Origin of the sequence: Sphingobacterium sp. LRF_L2 (genome assembly GCF_965644235.1) — a bacterium.
In the GTDB taxonomy this organism is placed as follows: Bacteria; Bacteroidota; Bacteroidia; order Sphingobacteriales; family Sphingobacteriaceae; genus Sphingobacterium.
The window spans coordinates 648,209-657,236 of the sequence record NZ_CBFFRI010000002.1 but is presented as its reverse complement, the minus strand read 5'-3'; the positions used below and the strand labels follow the sequence as shown (position 1 = coordinate 657,236).

The 9,028-nt window shown below is 37.4% G+C and carries 5 protein-coding genes and 1 tRNA gene; 3 read left to right on the top strand and 3 right to left on the bottom strand.

The annotated features are described in order from the left end of the window. Positions 1-155: 155 nt before the first annotated feature. A tRNA-Thr gene (locus ACSZOX_RS06190) sits at positions 156-228 on the bottom strand. A gap of 252 nt (positions 229-480) precedes the next feature. On the opposite strand from ACSZOX_RS06190, the gene clpB reads away from it, so the two are divergent. Beyond that, entirely contained in the window at positions 481-3,090 is a 2,610-nt protein-coding gene (clpB, locus tag ACSZOX_RS06185) for an ATP-dependent chaperone ClpB (RefSeq protein ID WP_437918955.1), read from the top strand. A gap of 74 nt (positions 3,091-3,164) precedes the next feature. Here clpB and ACSZOX_RS06180 read toward each other — a convergent pair whose 3' ends face one another. Further along, on the bottom strand, positions 3,165-4,505 hold the full coding sequence (locus ACSZOX_RS06180; protein WP_437918954.1) for a PDZ domain-containing protein: 1,341 nt from the start codon (positions 4,503-4,505) through the stop codon (positions 3,165-3,167). Between the two features lie 182 nt (positions 4,506-4,687). Here ACSZOX_RS06180 and ACSZOX_RS06175 point away from each other — a divergent pair, with 182 nt between their 5' ends. Both ACSZOX_RS06175 and ACSZOX_RS06170 read left to right on the top strand, forming a co-directional pair. Then, positions 4,688-5,719: a L,D-transpeptidase gene (locus ACSZOX_RS06175; protein ID WP_437918953.1), complete on the top strand. Its 1,032-nt coding sequence runs from the start codon at positions 4,688-4,690 to the stop codon at positions 5,717-5,719. A 74-nt stretch (positions 5,720-5,793) separates the two neighbouring features. Continuing rightward, positions 5,794-6,564 (top strand): murein L,D-transpeptidase catalytic domain family protein, encoded by a 771-nt coding sequence (locus tag ACSZOX_RS06170; RefSeq protein WP_437918952.1) that lies wholly within the window; start codon positions 5,794-5,796, stop codon positions 6,562-6,564. 109 nt (positions 6,565-6,673) lie between these two features. Here the strand turns inward: ACSZOX_RS06170 and ACSZOX_RS06165 are convergent, their stop codons facing one another. Further along, positions 6,674-8,887, bottom strand: a complete 2,214-nt coding sequence (locus ACSZOX_RS06165) for an NADP-dependent isocitrate dehydrogenase (RefSeq protein ID WP_437918951.1) — start codon at positions 8,885-8,887, stop codon at positions 6,674-6,676. Between the last annotated feature and the right edge of the window lie 141 nt (positions 8,888-9,028).

Below are 9,028 nucleotides of genomic sequence, written 5' to 3'. Positions count from 1 at the left end.
TCGTGCATCTCAACAAAATATCAAGCTGCAAATATCTGATTATTTTTTCTCCTCTCCACAACTTTTGAACATGATCCAAACAAAGACGCTACTAATCTTTGCTCAAAACGCAAAAAAGCGGCTTTTTTGTGTAAAAAAACCGCTTTTTAAATATGAGCCTCCTATCGGAATCGAACCAATGACCTACTGATTACAAGTCAGTTGCTCTACCAGCTGAGCTAAGGAGGCCTACGAAACGTATTGTGTTTCTGTGATGCAAATATCAGAACTTATCCCCTATTATGCAAGCCTTCTTTTAAAGAAAAACAGAAATAAGCTGATATACAGCCTAAAAAAATAGCAAAAAGTCATTTTGACACTAAAAAACAAAATAAACTGTCATTTTTTCCGAAAAACAATAAAAAAGCAAAAAGGCATTCAAATTGTTTAGTAAATATTAGAATTGGATAACAAGATTTTAAATTAAACAACTAGACTTATATGAATTTTAATAACTACACTATCAAAGCTCAAGAAGTCATACAAAAAGCTTCTGAAATTGTCCAGGGAAACCAACAACAGGCGATTGAACCAGCTCATATTTTTAAGGCGCTTTTAGCAGTTGACGAACACATTATACCACATCTACTAAAAAAACTGAATGTAAACATCAACTACTTGGCTTCTGAAATCGACAAACAAATAGATGCACTACCAAAAGTAAGCGGAACTAATGTTTATTTAAGCAGCTCTACAAATACGGCTCTACAAAAAGCACAAAGTTACCTTAAAGAATTTCATGACGAATTTATCTCTATAGAACACATTCTATTAGGCTTACTTACAACGAACGATAAAGTAAGTACGCTCTTAAAAGATCAAGGAGTCAACGAAAAAGACCTTAAACTAGCCATAAAAGAATTGCGGGGCAACAACAAGGTAACAGACCAAAATGCCGAAACAACTTATAATTCCTTGGGAAAATATGCTCGAAATCTAAATGAATTTGCGGAATCTGGAAAGCTAGATCCAGTTATAGGAAGAGACGAAGAAATTCGTCGGGTGATGCAAATACTTTCGAGACGAACCAAGAATAACCCTATTTTAGTTGGCGAACCTGGAGTAGGCAAAACAGCTATAGCTGAAGGTATCGCTTACCGAATCATAAAAGGAGATGCACCTGAAAATTTGAAAACGAAAATTGTGTACTCGCTTGATATGGGGGCTCTTATTGCAGGGGCTAAATACAAGGGCGAATTCGAAGAACGTTTGAAATCTGTTGTAAAAGAAGTTTCCGAGAGTGACGGAGAAATAATACTCTTTATTGATGAAATACATACTCTTGTAGGCGCAGGAGGTGGTGAAGGCGCTATGGATGCTGCTAATATATTAAAACCAGCGTTAGCACGTGGGGAATTGAGAGCTATAGGGGCAACAACATTGAATGAATATCAAAAATATTTTGAAAAGGATAAAGCCTTGGAGCGACGCTTTCAAAAGGTGATGGTAAGCGAACCCAATACCCAAGATGCTATATCAATCCTAAGAGGTTTAAAAGAACGATACGAAACACACCATAAAGTAAGGATATTGGATGAATCTATCATTGCTGCTGTAGAGCTTTCCCAACGTTATATCACCGATCGCTTTCTACCAGATAAAGCAATAGATTTGGTGGATGAGGCTGCCTCTAAACTTCGCTTGGAGATGGACTCGGTGCCAGAGAATGTAGACGAATTGGATCGTAGAATCATGCAGTTAGAAATTGAAAGGGAAGCAATAAAACGGGAAAATGATCACAAAAAAGTTAACGAGCTTTCGGAGACAATCGCTAACTTATCCGATGAACGGGACTCACTGAAAGCCGCTTGGCGATCTGAAAAAAGTTTGGTAGACCAAGTAAATCTAGAAATACAAAATATTGAAGATTACAAATTGGAGGCTGATCAAGCTGAAAGAGCAGGAGATTACGGCAAGGTGGCAGAACTCCGTTATGGAAAAATAAAAGAAGCACAAGATCATGTAGAAAAACTAAAAAAGGAACTTGCGGAAAAACAACAAGACAGCCGCATGCTAAAGGAGGAAGTTACTGCTGAGGATATTGCTGATGTTGTTTCTCGTTGGACAGGGATACCTGTGAACAAAATGGTGCAATCTGAGAGAGAAAAACTATTGCGCTTAGAGGATGAGTTGCACAAACGCGTAGCAGGACAAGAAGAAGCTATTGAGGCAATCTCTGATGCTATCAGACGTTCTCGCGCAGGATTAAGCGATGCAAAACGTCCAATAGGTTCATTCATCTTTCTAGGTACTACAGGTGTTGGTAAAACAGAGCTAGCCAAAGCATTAGCGGAATACTTATTTGACGACGAACAAGCTTTGGTTCGAATAGATATGTCTGAATACCAAGAGCGACACGCGGTCTCCAGATTGATCGGAGCGCCTCCAGGCTACGTAGGTTACGATGAAGGTGGGCAATTAACAGAGGCTGTACGTCGTAGACCTTATTCCGTAGTTCTTTTAGACGAAATAGAAAAAGCACATCCAGATGTCTTTAACATCTTGCTACAAGTATTGGATGACGGACATTTAACGGACAATAAGGGGCGAATCGTTAACTTTAAAAACACGATCATTATCATGACCTCAAATACAGGGTCACCCATTATTCAAGAAAATTTCTCACAATTGAATGATGGAAACAGAGATGAAATTGTCGCAAAAACGAAAGATGAAGTATTTGCTTTGTTGCAAAAAACCATTCGTCCAGAATTTTTAAACCGTATCGATGAAGTCATTATGTTTACGCCGCTGAGCCGTACTGAAATTAGCAACATTGTGCGACTGCAGTTCCATCGCATACAAGATCAACTTGCCGAACAGCATATTTTACTTTCAGCTAGCGAAGATGCATTAGATTGGTTAGGTCAACTTGGCTATGACCCTATCTATGGAGCACGTCCTCTAAAAAGAGTAATCCAGAAACGGGTGCTTAATGAACTATCTAAAGAAATACTTTCGGGAAAAGTATCTAAGGATGCAAGTATAGAGCTTGATGTATTTGACGGACAGTTTGTTTTTCTTAATAAAAACGCACTTCCAGACAACTAAGAAAAAATAGTTCCTCCAAAAAAGAAAGAATACAAAGTACAAATCAGAATGTATTTCGATTTGTACTTTGTACTTTAATATGGTATAGGATCAACTAAACGGAAGGTCGTCGTGAAAACTTTTTCATTCCTTTTTAAAGTTAGTTTTAAAGTATCGCCAGGATGAGATTGCAGCTTAGAATTGATTTTAGACAAGGTTAAATTACCAACCTCCATTCCATTAATTTTCAGCAATATATCATCGGCGCATACACCAGCATTAGCTGCTGGTGAGTTTTTCCTCAAACCTGAAATTTTGTAAATAGCTTTCAATACAAATTTATACTGCAGACCGCTGTTCGATAAATTAACCTTTATTTCATTATTTCCCGCCAAAGAAGAACGCTCATTCGGCGAATTAGAAGAAACCGAAACAAGTTCTCTTACCCATTCTATACCATCGTGTTTAATATCGACGCCAGCCATATTCATCAAGAATGGCTTTTTGAAATGCCTATTCTTATCCAAATAAAAAATTCGTCTTTCATAGTCTATTAGGATATGAAAACGTTGAACGACCTGGCTCCCAATCGAACCTACCCTATTTCTAGCCAACTTACTCAAAAAAACAGCATTGGAATCTGGATAAGCTACTATCGGATAGTCTAATGTAAAATCCTCTAAAACCACTTTCCGAATTCGATTTCTCTTCCCATAAATAACACCATTAAACCCTCGCCCTATATATTCTTCCACGTAAGGAGATCGAACAACATGATTTTTCAACACAAAAGGAAACAACATAATCGGATCTGTATTCCCTAGATCCAAAAGCACCTTGCCAGCCATCCACTCGTTGTCTGCCAGCCATCTAACTTGAACGTATGGTCGTTCATTTTCTACCTGCAAATTGGCGGCCCTATATCTCCGTATTATTCTAGTATAATCATATCCTGGTGGAAATAAAGTAATCTTTTCTTTGATGTAGTCTATTTTTACAGCAAAACTATTGAAGAATTTTGAACCTATAATGCCGTTAATTGCCACGCCTATATCACTAGACAAATCAAGGTCTGTAGCATGTATAACATACAGCCAATGTAAAGAGTCGATTGCTACATCTCCAACCTCTACCGTATTTCCTTTCGATAAAATACCTTCAACGCCCCCCTCAGTACCTATACCATGAAAACGCATCTTATTTTGATTTTTTAACATCAAAGAATCGTCTGCTTGAGCAAAAAGAATGGTTTCTTTTACTCCCGTATCAAGTAAAAAAGTCAAGGGAACACCATTTATTTTCACCGGTATCAAGATAATATTATTTACTAATTCAAATTTTAAAGAAAGTGGTCCATCGTCCATCAACTTAAAAAATCCTTGACCATATCCCTGAAAAGAAATACAAATAAACCAAAGGCAGATCAAATGTTTCATTTATAACTGGTACATATACGAAGATAACGATTGTATATAGAAAATAGAAATATGATTACTAAGTAATTATAAACGGCATATGAAGATCTTTATAGCCTGTTTATTTTATCAAATACCTATGAAGTTTTACACTTTTTATGTATGTTTGAGAAAATCAAAGATATAACTTATAGACGTCATATATGAGCGTATACACAAAGCTTCTAGCTCTCTTAATCTGCTTTATATCCGTATGTTGTACCCAAAAGCAGGAAGTTAAAAATGATCCTGAAGCGCAAAAACGTACAGATTCTTTGGAACTTGTGAAAAAAGCTGAGGAGGAAGCTCGCAAGAAACCGAAAACAGCCGAAGACATTACATTAAGCAAGGAACTTTCCTATGACAAACATACGTTAGAGGAGTCTTATCCTTATAAGGATACCTCACGTCATTTTCAAATGGAAAAAATCAAAGAAAAACTAGCCTTAGTTGAGAATTTTCAACGTGTCCCTGCAAACTATGCTGTATTACAAAACTACAAAAACAGAAATCAGGAAGCTCCTCTCGTAAAAAATTATCACAGAAATGAATACACTCGAATTTCGGATTCTTTAGGAAACGAACGCTATCAATCTGCGCCACTGTACGTTGTCGGAGAAACAAAAACGCCTACACTATATGGACGAGACGGATTTCTTGTCAAACTACAAAGTGCAGATACCTTAGATATGGTCAAAGTCGAAGGTATATCATTTGAAGGTGTATTTGAGGTTCCAAAGCGATATGTTAAGAGCTTAGGTGATACCGTGAATTTTCATCATATTGCATTTGTCGATGTCACCAACCAAAATATATTAACCGCAGAGCGTCAGGGCGATTGCAAATGGGTCATAAAAAGTATGAATCCTGCTACAACTGGCAGACATAAACCACCTTATGCCCAAGAAACCCCTACAGGAATGTACGTCATTCAAGAGAAAAAAACTAAAATGTTTTATTATAAAGATGGTACAACTTCTATCGAAGGGTTCGCCCCTTACGCCAGTCGATTCACTAACGGTGCCTACATACACGGAGTTCCCGTTAATAATCCAAAAGGAGCAATTATTGAATATAGTTGGTCACTAGGTACCACACCCAGATCGCATATGTGTGTGAGAAATGCATCTTCTCATGCAAAATTTATCTTCGATTGGGCAAAAAAATTTAATGCACTAGTGATAGTGATCGATTAAATATTTACATTTTTTTAACATTTTGACAATCAATTTATTAATAACTTTGCAGACGGATTAAAGATTTTGTGCTTATGCGTAGTTTATTTTTTGTATTGTTGACGGGGTTATTGGTGAGTTATATACCTACGACTTTAAAAAAACATTTTCCCGACCATCCTTCTAAACCAATTTCAAAAAAAGAAAGAGAACCAATATCCGAAGCAAATTTGTTGTATGACAAAATGAATTTGGGAGAAGTCCTCAAATTCGAGGCTTTTGAGCAAGCTTTGCAAGGTTACCATACTTTACACCCTAAAAAGACAAATATTCTCACGGTAATTGATTTTACCCTACCTTCTACAGAAAAGAGAATGGTTGTTATTGATATGGAAAAAGAGAAAGTACTTTTTAGAACAATTGTTTCACACGGTAGAAATTCAGGCGAGAAGTACGCAAAATCATTCTCTAATAAACACGGATCGTACCAAAGTTCCTTGGGCTTTTTTTTAACAGAGAATACTTATCAAGGAGGCAATGGTTACTCGCTTGTATTGAATGGGCTTGAGAAAGGAATTAATGACCAGGCCAAAGCTCGTGCAGTTGTAATCCATGGAGCTGATTATTGCAGTGAATCTACTATAAAATCTACGGGAAGACTTGGTAGAAGTTATGGATGCCCTGCTTTGCCAAGAGAATTGACAAAACCCATTATTAATGCAATCAAAAATGGATCTTTGTTATACATCTATGCAGATAACCCGCAGTACTTGGCTAAAACGACGGTATTAAATACAATATCCTCAAGGGGGTTACTCGCTCAGCATAATGAAATAATGGGAGATAGTTTGGAAAATCTAAATTAATCTTTTTGAGAAAAAATCTTATACGATAGCAAAAATATTCTAAAACATTTTCAGTAAAAAGGCCAATCGAGTAGATTGGCCTTTTTATTATATTTCGATTATATATTATCTACAATGAATCAATAACATTATTCAATGTTTCTGATGGGCGCATCGCATGACTTGCTAATGCGTCATTTGGAAAATAATATCCACCAACATCTTGTGCATTACCCTGTGCTTCAATCAATTCCTGATTAATTTTAGATTCATTATCAGCTAAGGCCTTTGCTATCGGGGCAAATATCACTGCCAAATCTTGATCTTTAGATTGACCAGCTAATGCTTCAGCCCAATATAATGTTAGATAGAAATGCGATCCTCTGTTATCGATCTGACCGACTTTACGAGCAGGAGACTTATCATTTGCCAGAAACTTCTCGGTAGCGGAATCAAGTGCATCTGCCAAAATTTGTGCTTTTGCATTGTCTTGTGTTTGCGAAAGATGTTCAAAAGAAGCACCTAATGCCAAGAATTCCCCTAATGAATCCCAACGAAGATATCCCTCTTCCAAGAACTGCTCAACATGTTTAGGAGCTGATCCGCCAGCACCTGTTTCAAATAACCCTCCACCATTCATTAAAGGAACAATCGAAAGCATCTTAGCAGATGTGCCTAATTCTAAGATTGGAAATAAATCTGTTAAATAATCACGAAGTACATTTCCTGTTACGGAAATCGTATCCTCCCCTTTGCGAATGCGTTCTACAGAAACTTTCGTAGCTTCTACAGGAGATAAAATGCGAATATCCAAACCTGTGGTATCAAAATTAGGTAGATATGCGTTCACTTTTTTTATAATTTCACGATCGTGAGCGCGATTTTCATCCAACCAAAAGATTGCTGGTGTAGCGGACAAACGAGCACGATTTACAGCTAATTTAACCCAGTCTTGTATAGGAGCATCTTTAGTCTGACACATGCGGAAAATATCGCCTGCTTCTACTACCTGATCCAAAAACAATTTTCCATTTGCATCAACCACGCGAATGGTACCTTTTTCCGAAGCTTGGAAAGTTTTATCGTGCGATCCGTATTCTTCTGCCTTTTGCGCCATAAGGCCCACATTCGGAACAGACCCCATTGTCCTTGGGTCATAAGCTCCATGTTCTTTACAATCAGCTATAACTGCTGCATATACACCAGCATAAGAACGATCGGGAATAATAGCAAAAGTATCTTGTTGTTTTCCCTCTTTATTCCACATTTGGCCTGATGTCCGAATCATAGCCGGCATCGAAGCATCTACGATAACATCAGAAGGAACATGCAGGTTTGTGATACCTTTATCAGAATTGACCATTGCTAAATCAGGTCCATTTTCAATAGCAACTTGAATAGCCGATTTGATATCTTGTTCTTGTGTATGTCCTGCAATTTTAGCGTAGACCTCACCTAGCCCATTATTCTTGTTAATCCCGAGATCAGCAAATAACTGACCATATTTAGCGAAAACGTCTTTAAAGTAAACCTCAACAATAGCACCGAAAATAATAGGATCAGACACCTTCATCATTGTAGCTTTCAAATGAGCCGACAATAAAACACCGGCAGCTTTTGCTTCTTCAATAGCGTCGCCTACGAAAGACTTTAATTTAGCAAAATTTAATACAGAAGTGTCAATCACCTCTCCAGCTTTAAGATTTGCTAATCCTTTAAGCTCTTTTACAGTACCATTTTCGGAAACAAACTCAATTTTGAACTGTGTATCTGTATCTATTGTAACCGATTTCTCTGTCGCATAAAAGTCTCCATCAGTCATCGATACTACTTTCGTCTGGCTTGTAGATGCCCAAGCTCCCATACTATGTGGATTTGCCTTTGCATAGTTCTTAACTGCCTTTGGAGCACGACGGTCTGAATTTCCCTCACGAAGAACTGGATTTACAGCAGATCCTAATATTTTAGCATAAGTAGATTTTACAGCTTCCTCTTCTGCATTTACTGGAGCATCGGGATAATTTGGAACGTTGTAACCTGCTTTCTGCAATTCAGCGATAGCACCCTTAAGTTGCGGAATAGAAGCCGAAATATTAGGCAACTTTATAATGTTAGCCTCGGGCTCTGTAGCCAATTTTCCTAATTCAGCCAAGGCATCACTGGTTTTTTGTTCCGCAGTTAGATGATCAGGGAAATTAGCAAGAATACGTCCTGCCAACGAAATATCTCTCAATTCAACATCGATATCTGCTGTTTTAGCAAAGGCTTGGACAATTGGTAAAAACGAATAAGTTGCCAATAACGGCGCTTCATCTGTTTTCGTGTAGATAATTTTAGATGACATAATTTTCTATTGGAATATTACAAATTTTCTGTGACACCATAAGACCCCTCCAAGGAGATGTCTATTTTTAAATTCGCCTAAAGATAAGCATTTGCAAGCAAAAACGCCATAATTGAGTGAATTATGGCGGTGTCAAAATAA

Coding starts and splice junctions, on each gene's coding strand:
- clpB (WP_437918955.1), top strand. CDS start 481: ATGAATTTTAATAACTACACTATCAAAGCTCAAGAAGTCATACAAAAA.
- ACSZOX_RS06180 (WP_437918954.1), bottom strand. CDS start 4,505: ATGAAACATTTGATCTGCCTTTGGTTTATTTGTATTTCTTTTCAGGGA.
- ACSZOX_RS06175 (WP_437918953.1), top strand. CDS start 4,688: ATGAGCGTATACACAAAGCTTCTAGCTCTCTTAATCTGCTTTATATCC.
- ACSZOX_RS06170 (WP_437918952.1), top strand. CDS start 5,794: ATGCGTAGTTTATTTTTTGTATTGTTGACGGGGTTATTGGTGAGTTAT.
- ACSZOX_RS06165 (WP_437918951.1), bottom strand. CDS start 8,887: ATGTCATCTAAAATTATCTACACGAAAACAGATGAAGCGCCGTTATTG.